16 protein-coding genes are annotated in these 19,806 nt (G+C 38.7%); all 16 read right to left on the bottom strand.

Translation table 11 applies throughout. The annotated features are described in order from the left end of the window. Window position 1: 1 nt before the first annotated feature. Window positions 2-1,840, bottom strand: a complete 1,839-nt coding sequence (locus F608_RS0124100) for a heparinase II/III family protein (protein WP_022668293.1) — start codon at window positions 1,838-1,840, stop codon at window positions 2-4. 14 nt (window positions 1,841-1,854) lie between these two features. Continuing rightward, on the bottom strand, window positions 1,855-4,005 hold the full coding sequence (locus F608_RS0124095; protein WP_022668292.1) for a bi-domain-containing oxidoreductase: 2,151 nt from the start codon (window positions 4,003-4,005) through the stop codon (window positions 1,855-1,857). A 21-nt stretch (window positions 4,006-4,026) separates the two neighbouring features. Beyond that, entirely contained in the window at window positions 4,027-4,587 is a 561-nt protein-coding gene (locus F608_RS33205; protein ID WP_022668291.1) for an acyltransferase, read from the bottom strand. Between the two features lie 35 nt (window positions 4,588-4,622). After that, entirely contained in the window at window positions 4,623-5,798 is a 1,176-nt protein-coding gene (locus F608_RS0124085) for a glycosyltransferase (RefSeq protein ID WP_022668290.1), read from the bottom strand. A gap of 190 nt (window positions 5,799-5,988) precedes the next feature. After that, window positions 5,989-7,008 (bottom strand): IS5 family transposase, encoded by a 1,020-nt coding sequence (locus F608_RS0124080; RefSeq protein WP_033398572.1) that lies wholly within the window; start codon window positions 7,006-7,008, stop codon window positions 5,989-5,991. 105 nt (window positions 7,009-7,113) lie between these two features. Continuing rightward, the gene (locus tag F608_RS0124075; protein ID WP_153307575.1) at window positions 7,114-8,037 is read right to left on the bottom strand and encodes an alpha-1,2-fucosyltransferase; all 924 of its coding nucleotides are present in this window, start codon (window positions 8,035-8,037) and stop codon (window positions 7,114-7,116) included. Between the two features lie 18 nt (window positions 8,038-8,055). Continuing rightward, on the bottom strand, window positions 8,056-9,114 hold the full coding sequence (locus F608_RS0124070; RefSeq protein WP_161626894.1) for an O-antigen ligase family protein: 1,059 nt from the start codon (window positions 9,112-9,114) through the stop codon (window positions 8,056-8,058). Between the two features lie 197 nt (window positions 9,115-9,311). Then, window positions 9,312-10,064: an FkbM family methyltransferase gene (locus tag F608_RS0124065; RefSeq protein WP_022668285.1), complete on the bottom strand. Its 753-nt coding sequence runs from the start codon at window positions 10,062-10,064 to the stop codon at window positions 9,312-9,314. Between the two features lie 38 nt (window positions 10,065-10,102). Beyond that, the gene (locus F608_RS33200; protein WP_022668284.1) at window positions 10,103-11,863 is read right to left on the bottom strand and encodes an ABC transporter ATP-binding protein; all 1,761 of its coding nucleotides are present in this window, start codon (window positions 11,861-11,863) and stop codon (window positions 10,103-10,105) included. 13 nt (window positions 11,864-11,876) lie between these two features. Beyond that, complete coding sequence (locus tag F608_RS0124055) at window positions 11,877-13,025, bottom strand: glycosyltransferase family protein (protein WP_022668283.1); 1,149 nt, start codon at window positions 13,023-13,025, stop codon at window positions 11,877-11,879. 37 nt (window positions 13,026-13,062) lie between these two features. Further along, window positions 13,063-14,193: a hypothetical protein gene (locus F608_RS0124050; protein ID WP_022668282.1), complete on the bottom strand. Its 1,131-nt coding sequence runs from the start codon at window positions 14,191-14,193 to the stop codon at window positions 13,063-13,065. Continuing rightward, a complete protein-coding gene (locus tag F608_RS33195; protein WP_022668281.1) occupies window positions 14,193-15,533 on the bottom strand; it encodes a hypothetical protein in 1,341 nt (446 codons plus the stop codon). The genes F608_RS0124050 and F608_RS33195 overlap by 1 nt, the downstream gene beginning before the upstream one ends. Continuing rightward, window positions 15,534-17,453 carry an AprA-related methyltransferase gene (locus tag F608_RS0124040; protein WP_027363075.1) on the bottom strand — a complete coding sequence of 640 codons (1,920 nt, stop codon included), beginning with the start codon at window positions 17,451-17,453 and terminating at the stop codon, window positions 15,534-15,536. It lies immediately after the preceding gene. Between the two features lie 3 nt (window positions 17,454-17,456). Further along, window positions 17,457-17,696, bottom strand: coding sequence for an acyl carrier protein (locus F608_RS33190; RefSeq protein WP_022668279.1), 240 nt, complete (start codon window positions 17,694-17,696; stop codon window positions 17,457-17,459). A 20-nt stretch (window positions 17,697-17,716) separates the two neighbouring features. Further along, a complete protein-coding gene (locus F608_RS0124030) occupies window positions 17,717-18,652 on the bottom strand; it encodes a class I SAM-dependent methyltransferase (protein ID WP_022668278.1) in 936 nt (311 codons plus the stop codon). A gap of 27 nt (window positions 18,653-18,679) precedes the next feature. Next, window positions 18,680-19,792: a LuxE/PaaK family acyltransferase gene (locus F608_RS0124025; RefSeq protein ID WP_022668277.1), complete on the bottom strand. Its 1,113-nt coding sequence runs from the start codon at window positions 19,790-19,792 to the stop codon at window positions 18,680-18,682. Window positions 19,793-19,806: the final 14 nt, after the last annotated feature.

Here is a 19,806-nt window from a genome sequence, read left to right as displayed (position 1 = left end):
TTTAGCATCTTTTTATTGAAAAAGCAGAAGTTATTGCACCAGGCTCATTTATCTCAATTTCTAAAACAGGCAGGTTTGACTTTTTCATGTAGTATAGAGATTGCCAACCTTCAACGATCTCACATCTGGAAATTGGAATATTCGAAGAAATTTTGAAAGAAAATAAATCATTACGAACCTTCGTACCGTTTATTTTCCAGTCCATCTCAGAACTCAAACGCCACCTTAATATGGCTTTGTGTCTAAAGCCACTCACTTGATCCAATATCGTCATACCATCTGCACTTAAAGATACCTTTCGATGATGAAACGCTCCTTTCCAATCACAATAGCCAGCGCCTCCAGTCATCGTATCACCTACCTCCTTTAAAGGATTAAGAGTAGAGGTTTTCAGCCATTCACCGCGAAGGAACCTGCTTACAGCCGGCATTTGTTCTCGGTCATCAAATTGTATTGTGTTGTGCGCACTTGTGCTTGAAAAATACGATTGCCATGGTTCACCAGTATTGTAACTGTATGTGCCTGAATCAGGTAATACATTTACAGCATCATACCAAAAATCAATATGCAGGGCATCACAGTGCCTCGGGCGGAAACGATAATTAGGATAACGAAATAAAACAAAACAATTAAACTTTCGCATTACCATATAACCACCGTCACAAAATTGTTTCGAAGACGGTTTGCTGACACAAGATTCTGTTTTCTCAAGCTCCAGGTAATCTCTATAAAAATCCCCAAGGGCATTATATTTGTAGGCGTTTTTACCTTCAAACAAGTTCATGGATAGTTGTATTGTAGGGCGGAAATCGCGATAATCAGTTTCTCCCCAGTTTACTAACCATGCGCCGTCGTTGGCACCAAGATTCGGCGCGTCACCGCTCTCAATATCCACTATTGAGTATAACCAGAATACAGCTGCCTTAGCTTTCTTGTAAAAACTATATGAAAACTTTTCTTTTTTTTGCCACCTGCGCCATAACTCAACAATGCATAGCAAGTCCAACAGCATTCTATGATAGTTAGAGGAATATTGACTAAAACTGCCGTCATTCTCAATGAGATGCTTTACTCGATCTTCCAACAATTGTTTTCCGCTTTTTTCCCACCCTTTACCCTTTTCTATCCCATTTTTATAACACCACCCGCCACCAATGAATAATGCCACAGCTTCTGAAACTGCATGATTATTATCCTGGGCTTTCGCATATGACAAAGTTGGAATAATCCTGAGTAGATGTCCTTCTATCAATTTAACCAAATCCGGGCATGTGTCGTTATCTTGGTCGAGAGTTCTTGCAGCAATTGCCAACATCAGCACACGAATTGAAGTCTCCTGACCACATTTCCAATTAGGCCCCATGTATGCAGGATTTGATCTGCACCAATCAGAAATCCACGTATTCATTGTTCTCAAAGACGTCTTGTTTCCTGCCATAACCTGCTTAACCATTGGTAATACCCAGTTAAAGCGGGAAGGCTCCCAGACAGTCTTTATATCGCCAATATTCAAGTTAAAGTCAGAAAGGCGCCACCAAGGTTGTTGAAAGGAGTCAAGTCTTTTTTGATTGAACGGATTATATCCCCAGTCAGGGCTGGTTTTACCCATTGGTGCATAGTACCAACCAAAATAGAGAAGATGATTCTCCATTATCGAAGAGGACTTTAATTCTTTGTCAACTTGCTTCGGGCGTTTAAAAAATTTAGTTCCGCTGAGTTCTGTTTTTACGAACAATACAGGATGCAGTCCAATTTTCAACCCAAGCCGATGCAAAAGGACCGAAATAATATTTCTCAAACCCAAATTAGCATAGGCTTTGACTTTAATCCTAACGCTCATTTTGTATCGTCACCTCACTGCGCCCTTAAAGCATTGACTATATTGATACTGACCTCAGCAACCTCAAAAATTTCTTGAGCGGGAATTGGACTAGGATCGCCATGTTCAATAGCCTTTAAAAAAACTTCCGGACATTTTTTTTGTCCTTTATCCTGCCTAAAAAGATTCATTTTTTTAAAACCCGGCCAGCCAAATGCTTTTAATCTACAAAAATTATCCAGTTGTAGAACTCTGCCTTCCACAAAAACTTCTATCCTTTCCTTTGGAAAGCTGTTTGCCCCATTGGCAAGATAATTTATAGTGCCAAAGGAGCCATCTGCAAATCCTAAAAGGATTGCGGCTTTATCTTCTAAAACATCTATACCTGGGGCATTTCCCATCCGTATAGCTTTAAATGACACTATTGACGCACCTGCTAAATAACGCATTAAGTCTACATAATGACATGCTTCTCCTATAATCCGTCCCCCACCAACTAAAATATCTTGAGTCCAATGTTCGACAGGAATTTTACCGGCATTCATTGTCATAATAAATGATTTGGGTTCATTGATTGATTCCAGTAGCGATTTTATTTTCTGAGTATGAGGAGAAAATCTCCGATTAAAGCCAACCATTAAGCGCGGCACATGAATTACGGATTTATCGGATTGTTTCTCAAAATAGATATTTTTGATTCTCTTTAATTCGTTTTTGTTTAGGCATAAGGGTTTTTCTACAAATACATTTTTACCTGCACCTAATGCTTTGCAAACATAACTGGCATGAGAATCGTGCCGCGTAGCAACTATGATTGTATTGACATCCTTATCTGCAAACAATTTTTCAGAATCGGAAGTGGCTTTCAAAAAACCTGCTTTTCTTGCATTAACCACACCATTCGTTCCTCCAAGGGTGACTATTGTGTGTAGTTGAGCATCAGCATCCTTAAAAGCGGGGATTAAAATTCTAGAAGCGTAATTGCCAGCCCCAATAAATGAGACAACAGGCTTTTGCCGATCAAACTCAAAAATTTTATCTATTAAAACTTCTTTATGGCAACCTCCCTTTAAACTTTCTTCATACCTCATTAATATCCCGAGAATATTATTACCTTCACTCAGCACATCATAGGCTTTGGGAGCATCATCAAAATCAAACCGATGGGAGATCAACGGTTTCATATCCAATTTCCTGCTGGACATCAAATCCAATATCGCCTCGAAATTGCGCTGTTCAGTCCACCGGACAAAACCCATTGGATAGTCCAATCCCTGATCTTCATATTTGGGGTCATATCGCCCGGGTCCATAAGAACAGGAAACCTGGAAACTCAATTCTTTTTCGTAAAAGTCTGCCCGATTTAGCTCAAGCCCAGTAACGCCAACCAGAACGATCCGGCCGCGTTTCCTGCTCATTCTAGCAGCTTGCGTTATTGGATCTGTTGCCTTTGTGGCCGCTGCGATGATTACTGCATCTACTCCTTTTCCTCTGCTGAAACTCATACCGGCAGATATTGGATCCTCACCTTTTCCAGGGTTACAAACGTCTGAACCAAATTTTCTTGCCAAATCAAGTTTAAAATCATCAAAATCAACGGAAAGAACACGACACCCATTTGCACGAAGCAACTGAACAATAATCAGTCCGATCAAACCAACCCCTATGACGACTACTGTTTCACCAATTGTTGGATTTGCCAGGCGAATCCCCTGCAATCCTATACTGGCAACAACTGTAAATGCGGCTGTTTCATCGTCCACGTCATCCGGAATCTTTGCACACAGGTTTTTAGGAACAACAACAACGTCGGCGTGCCGCCCATTGGATACAACTCGATCACCCTTTTTAAATTCGGCGACAGTATTTCCCACTTCATGTACAACCCCAACATTTGAATATCCTATTGCAATCGGTTGATCCAACTTAGAACGGACGGCGTCGATGGTTGTCATCAGTCCAGTCGTCTTTATTTTCTCCAAAACCATCTTTACTTTTTCAGGTTGCTGACGCGCTTTATCAATGTATGAGGCCCTACCAAAATCTACAAGCATTCGTTCTGTTCCAGCCGATATCAGAGAACATTTTGTATCGATTAACAATGTTCCCTCTTTTACCTGAGGATAGGGAGATTCTTCTACAATGGTTTCTCCTGTCTTTAGATTTTGTAAAACTTGTCTTATCAATGTTTATTATCTCCTGCAGAATTATTCTATCTCATAAGGGTGAAACCACAACTTTCGATCTTCTCGATACGTCTTTAACTTTGCACGATGTTCCTCTTTTTCGACTTCACTTGAAAAGCGTCTACGAATTTCTTTTGCAGGATTCCCACCTACAATCGTATAAGGGTTGACATTGTGGGTAACTATAGAACCTGCTGCTACAATAGCACCTTCGCCAATGGTAACACCGTGCATAATAACAGTTCCATGCCCCACCCAAACATCATCTTCTACAATAATGGGTCTATTAACCCCACGACCGGAAAATATCATAGGGACCCCTCTCCGATCCATTCGGTGGTCCCCTCCAACAAGAGAGACACCCGAGGCAAGCATTACAAAATTTCCAAGCTTCGTCCGAGAGGCAATTCGACATTTTGAACCAATAAAAACATAATCCTGCGCTTCAAGGCATTCTTTGCGTATGTGAACCCTCCTGCCAACATAAAACCCTTTTCCTGCGCTTTTCACTTTATATTTAAATGCAAGGATTAGCTTCATACGCAACATTTTGGCTAATCGCTTTAAGATATTAACATCCATCTGACGATAACCTGCTCCAAACATAAAAAATCAATCTACTTAGGGTTCTGAAACACCGTCTGCCGGCCTTCTATCAATGCCTTTTCAATTATTTTTACCTGATATTCTGGATTATAGTATTGATCAACGATCTGAAAACATTTTCTGTTTACCGATTCATGTACAAACTCGGTCCTGGTCCACTTCTTAATTACCTGCGCCAAGCTTCTGAAATCGTCTTGTTCAAAAACATCTCCATTGAAACCCGGTTTTATGGCTTCCCACTCCGGCATCTGTTGATCTGGGTTATTGTGGCTTATTACAGGAATGCCGTAACTGAGTGCATGGATTGCAGTCAAGCCGATTTTACCAGGCATGACTACTAAATTAGCCGCCATAATAAGCTTTGACAAAACATTTTCATTATAACAGGCCCCATAAAAATTCACTGAAATCTTTTGGCTTCTCGCCCGCGATTCTAACTTCTTGCGTTCGGGGCCGTCACCAATTATCAGAATATTTATTTTATGCCCTGCCTTTCCAAGATATTCTGAAGCATCAAACAAAAGATCTAATTTCCGGGCAGTTATCAGTCTGCCAATGCAGACAACCATGGGATAATGGCCGGTTTTAAAAAGATTATTGCGAATTGACTCAATCTTTTTGAAAGATATATTTTGCCGTAATTTCTTATGTTCCTTATAATTCAAGCTATTGTAAATAACATAAAGGTTCTCTGGTTTGAAACCATTTTTCACGCCTATTTTCTTGGCTCTCTGTCCATAAAGAAACATCGTCGGACTCAAATGAAAAAATGTATTCCTGATTAATTTTTTGATTCCTCGGTCCTGCCTGATCCATCCATGGGTCCAGAAAAACACCTGTTTCCCTGTTATCCTTGCCAAAATCACTGAAATCCAGGTCAAAATATGGTAGGGATTCCCAAGATATATAATTTGGCGAATTTTTTTATTCAGCGCCAATTGGATTAACCCCTTTTGAAATAACAATTTCCCCATAAGCATTTTGGTAGGCGTCTGAATAAAATAAGATTTACCTATCAAGTTGTTCCATGGTTTTACTCCCTTTCCTCCGGGATCTTTTATGTCACCATAAAAAACAAAAGACAGATGTTCGTTTTTAAGCAATTCTTTAAATACCGGGGCCCGATAGTGAGCAAAAAAATGATATACAATTGCTACTTTTTCATCTCTTTTTATTAACGAGCGCAATTTTGTCCTTATTTATTCGTATTATGGGCACCTCGAATAACCAGATGCTGAGTTAAATTTTTGAGAAATCATGACATACTTGAGCAAAATTTATTTTCAGAGTCAAAATTTCACAGAAAAATGGGTCGAAGGAAGCTTCCCCATAAGGACAGGAAACCGCCAAATGGCGATATTCTCACCCATCACGGGCTCAAACCCCGTTTTCAGCCAAAGTCTTATATCGATTCATGTTGTAGGCCAAATTTCTGAGACCGATTTTGACCCTTGCTCTTACAATGCCTATTGTCCTGAGAATCAGACTGCCGGCCGTCATAGCTTGAATCCCAAAGACATGCTCCACTCGGGAACGAATTCTGGAGCGGGTTCTGTTGCCTTGCTTTTCCCAATCGGTCAGTTTCTTGTGGCGGCTGCCTTTGCGCTGAAGATGCTCTCGATACCCTTGCTGCTTAAGTCGCTTTATAGAATCTTTCGATCTGTTAGCAGAATCGGCATATACATCCCGGCTGCTGTTGGAATTATCCAGGAGATCTTCGAACGCATTGCTGTCATGTATCGAAGCCTCTGTGACCGAATATCTTCGAATGAACTTGTTCTTAACATCAACGCAGACATGGCTTTTATAACCATAGTATCTCTTGCCACCCTTTATAGTCCATCGAGCATCTGTATCTTTCTGGCTCTTTTTAGCAGCCTTCCAATCTTTGGGGACTTGGCCTTGTTTGATCTCATGGTTTTCATCACGTGTGTTCCGCTGCTTGGGAGAAGAAATGATACTGGCGTCTACGATCTGTCCTTTCTTGGCTGTATAACCGTTGCTTCTCAGGAAGGCGTCGAATTCTGCAAACAGTATTTCAATCAGATTCGCTTTGGTAAGCTGTTCCCGGAAAAGCCAGATGGTTTTGGAATCAGGGACACGATCTCCCAAGCTCAGATTAAGAAAACGCATAAACGAAAGCCTGTCAAGGGTTTGAAACTCTACGGCATCATCAGAAAGATTATAAAGCGATTGGATGACGAGAATCTTAAACATCAAAACAACATCATAGTATTTCGGACCAGGGCTGCTTTTTGTCTTTTTCTTTCGGATTTGTTCAAGCATCGGCCGAAACCGCTCCCAGTTTATAAGCCGATCAAGCTGAACAAGCGGATCTTCGTTTTTATCCAGTTTGCCAAGTCTATCGTGGATGTCAAAAAGCCCTGTCTGCAAAATTTTATCCCTTTTTCTGGTGTCAATTCTTTAAATCAATGCCTGACAATTGGATAATATGACAATGACTACTTTGCAACATAATTTACGAGATTATTAGAGGAACCCTTATGTATTAACTGGATTGGATCGAATATGCTTTCGGGCCTGAACAATAAAATCGGATTTCATTTCCATTTCAGGCATCCATTCACACTCCGCAAGTGGTTGATTATAAAGAAGTTTTGGAACATTTCCTTTTTCATGAATTTTGTGACGGGGCCAAACGGCAGGCATCTGTCCGAGATAACCTGCCCACATGCTGAATGTAGATCCAGCCGATCCAACCAGAAGGCCAGAGCAACTTAAAGCCAAAAGATCCGCGATACTCGAACCAAAAGAATACATTTGTACATCAGGCTTCTTAAGTAATGGTGCCAATTCCTCAGAAGTTCCATCAGTAAACACATTAAATCTGACATTCTTCCCAAGTTTTCTTTTCAGTTCCTCAACCACCTCACAATACCAAGTTATGTCAACACTTCTGTTGGCAATACAAAAATCCCCACGCCTGACATGTATTCCAATTCCTCCAACGTGATCTCCTTCCATCCCTTTGGTGTGTTCGGGCAAAACGATTTCAAGCAGTTTCTTTTTCAGAAACGCATGCTCTTCCAAAAAAGGCTCAAACATCTGATCCATTCCTGCAAATTGGACGATGGAAGATCTATTCCGCCTTTCTTGGGGGAATTTTTGCAGTGCAAATTCAGACTCCCGGACTGCTGTGCAAAGCAACCATAGTTTATGTAAACCGGTGACAGAATCTGGGGTAGTGCGAAACAGGTTACGATACGTTCGATAATCGCTTTCACCACGCATAAAATGACCTGGCTTTAACTGAGGCCAGGTCGGATTAATGGGAATCAGATTATGATCGCGAGCTGCAATAGTAGCACGAGCCCAAGGAAACAAGAGATTTCCTAGACCATGACCCCGAATTCGCAAAACACCCAAATCTAACCCACCGAGATGCGGGTAAACATATCTTCTCACCTTCAATCTTCCCTTCTATCAATTAGATAAATTCTGAATACCTATATGAACACTAGGCGTATGAATTGAATTTGCGTTATTTTTCCATGTGCAGCTTGCGGCCCCCCCCCAAAAAAACCACGCCATTGTATTGACTAAAATATTTCCCTTTAATCCGATTTCAGCTCCGGCACTAAGGAACAAAAGAGCCAGAAACCCACCGGCGGCAACACGGCTGATCTCATTATTATTGCCGGAATAGAATAATCCCCAAATCCGGTAAAACAACACAATAAAAAAAGATAGCAAAACTACCCCGCCACGTAACAGTATTTCCAAATAGATATTATGAGATGACAGATTCCGCCACGGCCTCAGCACCGATATGAGATATTCACTACCCTGGTTTATACCATAACCATATAAATAGTTTTCTGATATATAACCTAGCAACTCAGGCCATATTTTTTCTCTTCCGGAGCGAATCCGTTTCCCAAAAAAATCAAGGCTGAACTCATTGAAAAAATCAAAGCTGCCGGACAGGTATATTGTCATCAGGATAGCGATTGATAGTGTGAAAGTTAGAAAGTATAAATGGTATCGTATTTTACTAACGGTCAGATAAGGATACAGATAATACGTAAGAATAAAAATAGCACAAGCCGCAAATGCTGTTCTAGAGTAAATTGACATTAAGTACAATAATAAAACTAAGGAATATGCTATTTTCAATCCTGTCTGTTTTTCAAGAGCGATGTATATATAGGGCAGAAGGACTGTGCTTATCATGCCCTGGAAAAGACTGTTCCCCAAAAAAAAGCCATATACCAGAATAAAATACAGGCTTGCCGCAAACCAATGGTATAGCGCAATATAGCCGAAAAATCTGAATGGTTTTTTAATGGTGAAAGCATAACAATATCCTGTAATAAAGGCGGCAAAGCAGATAATAGACGTTAGCAGCATGCTATTTATTGTGGCGCTTTTTTCGGGGGGTGAATATATAAAGCTGACCAAAGGTTTCTGATCAAGCGTACATGTCATTATAAACAGACCTGCCCCCATTAACCCCGCTAACATCAGAATATCTTTTGTCACTAGGACTCTCTCGCGCCTGACTATGATAAAAAACAGCGAACACAGATAGAGCGAAAGGCTCAAAATATTTGTATATAAAATTGGATAAAGGATAACGCTTAATATGCCAAAGGGTATCGCATAAAAGGAATTTTTGGGCAGGGATAGAAACCGGAGGATTTTTTCACCAACTGAAAATTGTTCAGAACTGTTTTGCATTAGAATTTGTCAAGTATTGAGTCAATATCAGCCTTCACGCACAATTTTTCATTATATAAAATCAGGTTGCACCCATAACGTTTTATTGTCTCAAACCGGCCGTCTAATGCCTCAAGGATTTCCTTCTCTTCGTTCAGGCTATCTGCCTCAACACTTAAAAGATATGTTCTTTCCAATGTGTCCGATGCATTATTTAATATTTCCAATTCCATTCCTTCCGTGTCAATTGACAGGAATGAAACTTTCCGGGAAAAATTTTTCATAACGTCATCCAAGGTCAGTACTGGAACATGAACCTTGCTGCACACTTCAATAGAATTTTTTTGCATGTGTTCCATATTTTTCCCAAAAGAATTTCTGGCATGAGCGTCTGTCATTAAAAATTCCTGGACACAGGCACTGGGGCCCACCCCAATATTTAACCGGATATCCTCTTTTCGGACTATATCAAATAGACATAATAAATCCCTGTTGGGCTCAATAACAATCCCTCTCATTCCTTTTTTGTACAATAGATAGGTGTTCGATATTTTAATCGGGTGATTCGCGCCTATTTCTACATAAAATGTGTCATGTAAATCCATTTTTTTTAATAATTGATATATAAGCTTGTCTTCACCGTGCTGGGAATAAGACTCACGTTTTTTTACAGCGCCTGTTATGGCTTCAACCCTGTTTTTAAATGCAATGAATTTCAGGTAAGTGTTTGCTCCTAATATTATTCTTAAAAATTTAATCAGCTTTTTTTTCATATTAATGAATATTCTCCATAATCTTTACAGATTCTATATCATACAACTTCATCATAAGAGCAAATTTTAGCCACTTTACCGTCTTCAATAGCAATAATCAGGTCACACTTCTGAAGAGTTGTCAGGCGATGGGCAATTATGATGATGCTCTTTTCGCGTGAGATACTATCAATTGCCTCCATAACCGATTTCTCAGTTTCATTATCCAAAGCACTGGTCGCTTCGTCGAAAATGACAAGCTCCGGTTCGCGATAAAGAGCACGGGCAATTCCAATGCGCTGTCTTTGCCCGCCACTTAGCCTTATACCCCGTTCACCAACAACAGTATAGTATTTATCCCTTAATTCATTTTCTACAAAATTTGAGATATTTGCCAGATTTGCGGCTTTTCGAACCCGGTCCATATTGATCTCATTCTTTGACAATCCAAAGGCAATATTTTCAGCAACAGTATTGTCCGTTAAATAAATATCCTGAGGTACATATCCTATGGATCTTTGCCAACCCTGAATATTTTGTCTTCCTAATGGGTGACCGTTAACAAGGATTACCCCGGTGTCAGGAGCAAGAATGCCAAGAATCAAGTCAATCAGCGTGGATTTGCCGGATCCTGTTTCACCCATAACTCCAATCGAAGCTTTTCCGGGAATGCAAAAAGAAACATTGTCTATGGTCTTTCCTTTTGTGTTTGGATAGGTAAAAGTAACATTCTGGAACTCAATCAAAGAAGATGAGTTTAATTTCAATGGAGAGGGAAATTCTAAAGTTGATTTCTCAACAGAAAGAGCGATTGACTCAAACTCATTTTTGAGATACACGGCATGTGGCCAGCCTGACCGAATTACGGAAAAATTCGTATAAACCTGCTGTATGCCGGGCATGAGCCGGTACGCTGAAAAAACATACAATCCCAAAACAGGTATCACTTCAACGAAATTATCTTTAGAGGATATAATATAAAGGCCGATACCTATCATTAAAGAAAACGCTATTGTCTCTATGGCAAAACGGGGTAACTGGCTGATTGCCATTCTTTTGGTTTGATTGTTTGTAAAGCGCATGGATGCTTTGGCAAACCGATTTATGAAAAACTCTTCCAGGCTCATTAGCTTGGCAATTTTAAATACGCCAAACGCCTCATTGACTGCTTTGAACTTGGCTTCATTATCCTTAAGGGATCCTCGCCCTATGCTGGAAAGCGTCTTTTTCGTAAAAGAGAAAACAATAAAATAGATGATTCCGAATACGCCCCCAATGGATAAAACAACAATCGGATCTATCACAATCAATAGAATAATCGTCACGAAAACTGAAAACCCTTTATTGATCAAAACCAATATTGGATTTAGTACACTGGTAGTGAGTTGTGTAACTTCAGTTTGGATATTTTTCTGCAGATCTGCGCTGTTCCTCTGTATGAATGCCAAGTAATCCTGCCCCAGATAATGTTTAACCAACCGGACTGAAAGACTGTTGTTTACAGACCAGACAAACCTTAAGCTAAACCATTTCACAAAAGCCCCGGAACAATTTGCCGTAAAAAGAGTTACAATTAATCCGGCTCCAAGGAAAAGTAGAAAACTGCGATGATTCGTAAAGCCAAACATGTTATATGCTAAACTGAGGTAGGTATTCTGCTCTATAAGATCCGGATTTGCAGCAACTCCCAAAAATGGCATAACTGCAACCAGAGAAAACAACTCAATAAAGCTATTGATGATCATGCCCGACGCAAGGAAGTTAAAATGTTTTTTCTCGCTGTCTGTAAGAAGTCTTGAAAAAAATCTGTTTAAAACCATTTCGCTACAAGCTCTATAGACCGGTTAAATATTTTTCCAATACACATGTTTGAAACTCCTTGGAGACTCTTTCCAAAGAAAATTTCTCAGAATTTTCACGGGCATTTTTGGATAGCCTTTCAATTTTTTGGGGGCTATTCAAAAGGCTTTCGATGATGCCAGATAACTCTTCTATTTTATGATAGAATAAAGAACTGGATGCTAAATTTTTATGGTGCAAACTATTAATAGGGTATATGCCCGGCTTGGCAAACTGCATGGCTTTGATAATGGCTCCAAAAGTTCCCGTCCCATACAAGCCTAATTTATTCGGGTTAATTATTATATCTGCCGAGGCTATTTTCTGACTCACGATCTCTTCGTGAACATATTCTGTGTAATAGTTGAGATCAAGACCCTTTTCTATTAAGTTGTCACACCTGTTGATGATTCTTAAACCGGCATCATCAACAGGAGCCCCCAATAAGGTCAAAGATACATTTTTCATACCTGAATCAAAAAGTTTTTCAAAACAGTCAAGCAAACCATCATAATCTCTGCGTTGATCATTTATGGTGCCGATTGTAATGCATTTTAGCTTCTCATTATAGGATTGATAATTTTTCTTTTGGGTATAAAAAAGGAGTGGGTTACAGGTGAGGCTTTTCTTGTAACCTTTTGACACGGCATAATCATACGCATCTCTATTTTCAACCCACAAACCGTTAAAATGGGGAAGCGTCCGCCACCGGATCAGTTGACTGATGTTATGTAAAACAGACAATATGAAAGTTTTCGCTGACTTGTTTCTTATCGGCTGCAATTCACCAAACCACGACTCAACTCTACAGGCGACCTGGACAGTAGTGCATTTAGGCCTGAAAAAATAATAGAGTAACTGTTGATGAGGAAGCACATAAAACGTGTTCAGGAACAACAAATCAATTTTTTCATCACAATACCTTTCTACTTTAGTTAAAAACCTTGACAGCGAGTCTTTTTCCGGTTTGATCACCCAATGGCAATCATTCAGACGAGTTTCAAAGAACGGGGATACCCGCTCATAACCCATTAGACTTGTAAAAATTGTGACATTAGCGTTGGCACGTAAAGCCAGTGTAGCTTCACTGTGAATCAATTCCACATCTGCAAACAATTCCATTATACCGATATTAACTGTCATACATCCACATTAATGATAGAATTTACAAGATAGATGGTTAGTTGTCTCGTCTGAAGATTGAATCCAATTCCTCAATTGAGCCAATAAAGCGTATTTTTTGATCAGACTCTTCAGACCAGAAATCGAGCATATTTTTTTTTTTAATCTTCTGTTTTTCAAAAGGCATTAATTTTGAGTATGATATTGCCGTGATGTCAGTATGTTTTGCAGCGGTTGATAAGGCAGCTGAGAGACTACCAATAATAAATTCAATCTTTGAATCTGAAAATATAAAGTCTGCACTCATAAAAGATGGCATCTTTTCGTATTCTTCAAATATTTTGTCTATATCTTCTCTCTGGAACATGGAATTGGGATGAAGTTTATACAGAACTTCGCTCCTACTAAAATTTCTTCCTATCGTCTGTTTAATCTCTTGCAGGCAGTTGTGAATTTCCTCTTTCTTCTTTTTATCATAAATTAAGTAAGTATCAGCTAAAACCAAAAGTTTTTTTCCTGAGATATATTGGGAAGGAATGGAATTATACTTTTTTAAAAGGTTGTGGCAATAAAAATACTTAAACTCATGAAAAGGCGCACCCAATTTTTTGAAAAAATTTTTTGATAAAAACACTCTGGGCTTTTCACTAAATTGAAAACGCCTGATTGTGATATCAAGTCTATAAATCACCCAATTATGAAGGTATAAAACCAGCGCTTTTAAATTTAAAACTCTTATTGTTTCCGTAGTCTGGATATTTAAAAAAATAACCTTATTTTCTGAGGCTATCATTTTAACTAGAGAAAACAAAATCAAATCTGATCCATGACCACAGCAGAAGAAATATGCCCCTGCAACAGATTTGAAGTTTTTTTCATATAGTTTTCTTATGGCAGGTCGGATCCTGAGCCAGGACAAGGCATTCCTGAAACGTCCCGGAGGCCTTGTAGGCAAAAAGACCAAATTCCAACTTAAGCTTTTGCTTGTTATCAATTGCTGCCAAAACAGCCTCATCTGCTCATTCATTACAATAATTTCAATTTGAGGATTTGCAGGCATTATTTCATCAATTATTGATAAAATAGGAGTGATGAATCCGTATGAGGGGCAGGTAAAATAAAATTTATCCGAGTGGGCTATTTTAATATTTTTTGGGAAAGAATACACTTTCAGTATTATGATGGACACTAACTATCTTTTAATTTTCCACACTCAACAATACTGCAATTACCGTATCTATCGTTAGCGGCGATTTTTACTTTTTGTATATTATTTAAATTCAGAGTGAACCTGTCGAAAGTATAAGACCATATCTTATCTTTTTTTACTTCATCCAGATTATCATGATAATAATTATTTTCATTGGTTTTAATTGATAGATAGGGTTGTGATCCAAAAACCTTGCCATTTACTGCTTCAACATATAATTTCTTAGAACTTTCTGAATCATGCCATTGATAATTGAGCTTTATTCTATTATTTATAGCATCATCCCTGTCATAGAGATATGCCTGCATGGCTTCAACAGCATCACAATGATAGATTTTTACATTTTTAAATTGTTTGGCAATCCTGAATATTGCGGTGTATGTTTTTTCAATATCCTTGGACATATCCCGGACATCATGATTTGTAAAAGACAATATGGCTTTCCCTTCCGTATTGGCCAGTTCAAAAGCCTTTGATATTTCGAATTCCGTAAGAAGCCTTAACCGCGTACCGACATTCAAACATTTTGTTGAGAACCGATTCATGTTGCCAATGCTTTGATAATCCGAATAATCAGGATTATACGGCTTCCATTCCAAGGGTGCCCGTCTCCAGTCTCCAAATCTGCCATCAGATAAATCTTTTTGTTTTATATCAGCAGGTTGGTACTCTGACTGATTCGAGAAATCAAAAGGAATCCATTGTTCCAGAAACAAATTTGAATCCTGTCTGATGGTGTGAAAACCAGCTCTATTTACGGTTGGGAACCAATTGTTATCAATAACCCTCCGGGTAATTATCTGATGCAAAATCGGGTAGGATAAGTCATAGGAAGTTGCAGAAATGTGGGCTTCACGATTAAAAGAAACAGGATGAAAATGCCAATGAATTTTATCTTCACTGCCAGTCTCTCGAATTTTATTCTCATAGTAGTTGAAGACATTTCCATATCCCAGGTCACGTCTCCTTTCATTTGTTTCAAACCCTACATGGTCAACACAATGCCAGTTATAAACAATTCCTTTTCCATTGTGATCTTTAAATTTGATACGAAAATCGGCATCCATCACCTTATTCAGCATGGTATCGATTTTCCCCCATGTATCATTATAGTTCAATAAGTGGGGATCACAGACCAGAGCGGCTTCATCTTCAAGTCCATTCAAATTTAACATTCTGTTCTGGATTTTCAGTAAATTTTCTCTATTTGGTTCAATTTTTAAACCAAAAATCTGTTCAATCCGGTTAAACGTCTCTGTGAGGGGTTCATATAGCGGCCCCTCAGTATCAACACAGTAAACTATATACAATTCAGGCACTTAAGGTCTCATTTCTAATTTTTGTTCAATATTCCAAAACCGCTGAATAATCTCATCTTCTAAATTCTTGGAGATTCCAATTTTGCTTCTGCTGACCACAATTTTTCCGGTTCTATCTTGCAGATTAAAAAACCGTACCGCAAAACACAACAACCCTGCCAACCATAAATGATCTATATCTTCTTCAATGAGCAACGCTTCAATCTCAATGGTGCTTTGGCTCTCTGCAGCCGAGTCAATCTTTGACTCAGCACAAACAATCACCCCTTTTAAATTGCCCTCATTGGAACATAGCACGAATGATATGTCCCCAAAAACGTTTAGAAGTGCTTTTGCGTTTCTATTTTCTTCCCCTCTAACCAGTTCAGATTGAATGATTTCTTTTGTCCTTAAAGTAGCAAAATCGATGAAATATGATTCCTTTTCATAGTAGCCCAAGGTAATCCGGTTATAAGGGAAACCCTTCGGGTAACAGTAAAAATGACGTTTTGCAAATAAACTGTTTCTAGCCATTGCTGCTATGTAGTATTCAGGTTCGCATAAAAATTGGTTTGAAAACGTGTGCAATGTATCAAAGTGAAAGCCTTCGGCAGTATCAAAGTGATTCTTTTTAGTCTGTTGAGTTTGATAGTGGACTTCCAAGGCGAGCAACCCATATTTATTTAAAACTTTGCTCCACTTCTTTAAATGTTGCGAAAGATTTTCCATCATCTCTTCAGGAGGAATGATTGTTCCATCTATATCTATCCCAAATGAGGCAAATGAAATTTGTGTCCATTTTTGGTATGAATGAACATCTGTTAATCGAGTGAAAGGCCGATTATGATCTAAAAATGACCTGACATGCATTGTTCTTTTAAAATCAATACCCAATTGTTCAATATCTGACTTCATTTGCTCCGGATTTCCAATATCCCCTTGAAGGAGATGATGATCTGATATTTGGGACAGTTTTTTTTCCGATTCAATTAATGCCTTTGGGTTGTAGTCCAGTCCAATCACACCAAACGACCTATGATTAAACGCATCCTTATTTTGTGTTTTACCGGCAGTGGAGTTGTAAATCCGCTTCAATAAATTGCCGTCACCACATCCCATATCAGCAATATAGTCAGGTAATTCTAAAGTTGATCCTTCAAAAATCTGATTAAAAACTTTTTCAACCTCTTTAAAATACTTCTCATGCTGAAATCCGCTGGCAATAACATTTAGAGATCGATCAATATGACTTTCTTCACCACATTCAGAGCAAAGTAGTAAGTTTGGTTCTCCAAATAATATTTTTTCAAGGTTCTTTAACAATGGCCGGTACGATACTGTTACCCCAGCAATCAGGCTGTGAGAAATCATGAACTTTCCTACCGCCCCTATTTCAAATTTGCTCTCTGAGGGTTTTGCCCACCCTTTTTTTATAAAGACCTCTTGTATAAACTTTACAGCTGGTATCGCAGATTCATTATCTGATAATAATGCATGGTTAATAGATTTATCACGAAGCGATATTAACACCGGCAACAGAATGACACCCTCAAGCAATAAAGAGAACCGGTCACTGCATCTCCAGCCGTCCATGACCTCATTCAGCCACCTTGCCAACAGATCGGTATGAGATTTTTTGGTAATTAAATCCCGGGGGTTGACTTTATAGAGAGTGATAACATCTTTTGGAATGAACTCATGCTCATCCATATTACTGCCAACGGTATAATCGTCTCCAGACTGCTTTATCCAGTCCAAGACAACCAGCATTTCCAAACCAGCTTTCAAATACCCGGAATTGGCATGGGTCAAGTTTCTGAGATCTTCAAAGGAATAAGATCTTCCTATAGTTAGTTTATCGAAAAAACCCCTATTTTTTAATGCATAAGCAAATGGAACAAATGTATATCCATGACAATATTTATTAATAACACGTAACATGGCTTAGCTTTTTTTATTACTTATGAACTGCACAATTCCTTTAAAACTTGTAAAATATTCAATACCCTCTTCCGGCGAAATCTGTATATCAAACTCCTTTTCTAATTCAATAACGAGTTGAACATGAGTGAGCGAATCCCATTCATCTAAATTTTCCGGTGTGGTGTCGAGGTCGATCTGTTCAATATTCACATCCATTACTTCTGATACAACCTTAGCACAGCGGTTTTGAACATTCTCCATATGTTTTTCTCCTTACTATCTTATGCAGGTTGAATGACTGCACAATAATTAATGTTTTTTAAATTTTCAGTAGCATAATCTATACTCATATTATTCAATGTAAACATCTTTTCCTTTATAATATTCCATCCGCATTTGTTAACAAATCGCCTGATTTCATCTGGTGTTTTAAAAAGCAGTATATGGTCCTCTGCAGGGGCATTGGCAGCGGTTGAAAAGTAGCAATGTCCACCCGGTTTTAACTTCTTCGATAACGTGGTCATCACGTTTTCCCCATCCTGAATATGCTCTATTAATTCTCCCAGCAACAAAACATCTAAAGACCCGTCTTCTATTGGAATGTCTTTTTGTACATCCACATTAACAGGTGTTGCTCTCTTCGGATCAATTCCTGAAGCTTTTATCATTTTCTGTGTCATGGCCAAAGATGTTTTACTGACATCTAGAAGATATGTATTAAGTTCAGGTGCACCAAGCATTGCTTCAGAATGGAATAACCCATGCCCTACTCCAATTTCAGCTCCTGTTTTTCCCTGATGGATCATTGGAACGAATTCATCAAGGAAAAACCGGAAAATTCTATAATGATTTGCCCAAAGTGGCTGGCTCAATCCTAGACCAACAACATAATCAAACATATAGTCATCGCGGCTATACACTTTTTCATATACTTCTTCATAGTTGTCGTACCTGTACTTCCCCTCTTTTGCATAATACATTTCCTCTATCCGCAAAAGCTTTGTATACCATAAATAAGTATCAGCCAAATATTCGAAACAATCTCCCCTATCCACTGCTTTAAGCATCCTTATGACAACACTCTCCGCAAATTCCAGGTACTCATCTCCATATTGGTTAAGTAACTTTTGAATAGATTTTTTTTGAAACACATCTTTTTTTTTGATCTCTCCTACCAGTTTAGAAAAACTGGTAGTGTCTGTTGTAAAATTCCTCATCAACTGCTCCTTTGAATCCACAAAACCTCAATTAAAATAATGACTCATAATGTCTCCGCAACCCCGCTCCTCTGATGCATAGTCTGATCGTCCAATAACTTTAAAAGCCGTTCCATTTCTTCCACAATCACATTTATCCTGCCCAATGATCATCCCAATATCTTCAGTTAATACACTGTGACCCGGATATGATATCTGAAGGGGAGTAATAAATTGCATCAGTCCCTCCATTTTTTCAGGTAACGGCTTTAAGGATAATGGATCCCGGCATATAACCTCACTCCAAACCGGTGTATGGCGGAAGCCATATTCACAGGTTGGGTATAGCAATCCACTTTGCTCAGAGAATCCATAGAGATCGATTATATTTTCTGGCAACACACCAAAACAGCGACAACAATCCTTTATTAATTTTTCCTCAGATACTTTTTGATCTTGGAGTTTTTTCCAGCCGCCAGCATGGATAATCTTTAATTTTGGCAGATGGAAGGTTGTGCCTTTAGAAAGCAGTGGTTGAACAACATACTTGTACAAAATAAATGTAAAGCCAAACAGGAGATGGTCTTCCCCTTCACCCGCTTGATCAAAATATTTTGTTAGTTTGGCTTTATCTAATCCTAACGCTTCAGAATCAGAAACCAGGCAGGTTGAAATTTTGCTTGACAGAAATGATAAAGTTTTTGTCATGGAAGCCCTTGCTGATACAATCTTACCGCGCCCAAGAGCGGACTCATCGTCTAATATCATGGTATTGTGTCGCTTATTTCCTACACGCTCAAGCAGAATCCGCTGAAGAGATTTCGTTAACAACTGATTATTCTCCTTGTTTACCCCCATCCTGCTGGGTCTTCCAGATGTTGTTGCACTTGATTGTATTTCACGAAAAACTTGATTTTCAGGAATTGATAGCAGAAGCGTGTCTTTAAATATATCAGTAGGCAAAAAAGGAATTTCCTCCAGTGTTTTGAATTGTTGGGGATTAAAATCCTTTTTTTTACACAACATTCGGTATTGTGGACAGTTCTCATAGTGGTGAGTGCATATTTTTTTTAGTACCCTTACTAATAATGCCTGTTTTTCCGAATAGTTATGGTCATATATAGGGACTGATAATAAATTTTTAACGGATTCAAATGGCATAGTAGATCCTTCCA

It is taken from the genome of Desulfospira joergensenii DSM 10085, from assembly GCF_000420085.1.
Lineage (GTDB): Bacteria > Desulfobacterota > Desulfobacteria > Desulfobacterales > Desulfobacteraceae > Desulfospira > Desulfospira joergensenii.
The sequence above is the reverse complement of the archived record's forward strand: the minus strand, read 5'-3'. Positions and strand labels throughout refer to the sequence as shown.

Excerpts from the sequence above, each read along its gene's own strand:
- F608_RS0124100 (WP_022668293.1), bottom strand. The coding sequence starts at position 1,840 with ATGAGCGTTAGGATTAAAGTCAAAGCCTATGCTAATTTGGGTTTGAGA.
- F608_RS0124025 (WP_022668277.1), bottom strand. The coding sequence starts at position 19,792 with ATGCCATTTGAATCCGTTAAAAATTTATTATCAGTCCCTATATATGAC.
- F608_RS33205 (WP_022668291.1), bottom strand. The coding sequence starts at position 4,587 with ATGGATGTTAATATCTTAAAGCGATTAGCCAAAATGTTGCGTATGAAG.
- F608_RS0124055 (WP_022668283.1), bottom strand. The coding sequence starts at position 13,025 with ATGACAGTTAATATCGGTATAATGGAATTGTTTGCAGATGTGGAATTG.
- F608_RS33190 (WP_022668279.1), bottom strand. The coding sequence starts at position 17,696 with ATGGAGAATGTTCAAAACCGCTGTGCTAAGGTTGTATCAGAAGTAATG.
- F608_RS0124040 (WP_027363075.1), bottom strand. The coding sequence starts at position 17,453 with ATGTTACGTGTTATTAATAAATATTGTCATGGATATACATTTGTTCCA.
- F608_RS0124065 (WP_022668285.1), bottom strand. The coding sequence starts at position 10,064 with ATGAAAAAAAAGCTGATTAAATTTTTAAGAATAATATTAGGAGCAAAC.
- F608_RS0124030 (WP_022668278.1), bottom strand. The coding sequence starts at position 18,652 with ATGAGGAATTTTACAACAGACACTACCAGTTTTTCTAAACTGGTAGGA.
- F608_RS33200 (WP_022668284.1), bottom strand. The coding sequence starts at position 11,863 with ATGGTTTTAAACAGATTTTTTTCAAGACTTCTTACAGACAGCGAGAAA.